The organism is Nocardia sp. BSTN01, from assembly GCF_015354405.1.
Taxonomy (GTDB): Bacteria; Actinomycetota; Actinomycetes; order Mycobacteriales; family Mycobacteriaceae; genus Nocardia.
Window position 1 is genome coordinate 1 of sequence record NZ_JADKYP010000160.1, and the last position, 965, is coordinate 965.

The 965-nt window shown below is 69.3% G+C and carries 1 protein-coding gene and 1 pseudogene; both read right to left on the minus strand.

Annotated features, from left to right (window positions below):
* The coding region (locus tag IRT45_RS36310) for an HIT family protein (protein ID WP_194810264.1) at nucleotides 1-303 on the minus strand (303 nt) is incomplete at its 3' end.
* A 131-nt stretch (nucleotides 304-434) separates the two neighbouring features.
* Nucleotides 435-965, minus strand: a pseudogene (locus IRT45_RS36315) (adenylosuccinate lyase); the annotation flags it as partial.

Below are 965 nucleotides of genomic sequence, written 5' to 3' on the forward strand. Positions count from 1 at the left end.
ATGGACGTGGAAGACCTCCTGCCCGGCCGTAACACCGTCTGCGAGAAAGAGATTCACCCCGTCGCAGCGCACCTCGGACTCCCGCAGCGCGGCCGCCAGACGCTGCGCGACCTGAAAGAGCTTGCCGCCGATCGCCGGATCGAGTTCGGCCAGGCTGCGCGCCGGCACCTTCGGAATCACCAGCAGATGACCGGGCGTCATGGGACGGATGTCCATGAAGGCGAGAACGTCGTCGTCCTCGTAGACCTTGGACGAGGGCGCCCGCCCGGCGACGATATCGGCGAAAATCGTATAGGGGTCCATATCCGGCAACCATAGTCGGCGATTTCGCCTGCGCCGCCGCACCATTCGCACGGCGCCGAGCACGCGCGACACCACCGCGCGCACGGCGGCGCCGCGCGGATTCGGTGCCGCGACGATCGGGCCGGTGGCGGTTACAGAATCGGCGAGGGGGTGTAGCGGGCGGCCTCGGGATTCGCGTCGATCAGCTTCTGCACCTGCGCCACCACATCGCTCACCTGCGCCTCGGCGGCGCCGATGAACGCCGTCCGATCCGCCAGGGCGGCCTCCAGTCCGGCGCGGTCCAGCGGCATCCGGTCGTCGGCCGCGAGGCGGTCCAGCAGGTCCGGTTCGCGACCCTGCTCCCTCATGGCCAGGGCGACCGCGACCGCGTGCTCCTTGATCACCTCGTGCGCACTCTCGCGCCCGACCCCGGCCCGTACGGCCGCCATCAGGATGCGGGTGGTGGCCAGGAAGGGCAGGTAACGGTTGAGCTCACGCTCGATCACGGCCGGGTAGGCGCCGAATTCGCCGAGGACGGTCAGGAAGGTTTCCATCATGCCGTCGATGGCGAAGAAGGCGTCCGGCAGTGCGGCCCGGCGCACCACGGAACAGAACACATCGCCCTCGTTCCACTGCGCACCCGCCAGTTCGGCCGCCATCGAGCCGTAGCCGCGCAGCACCAC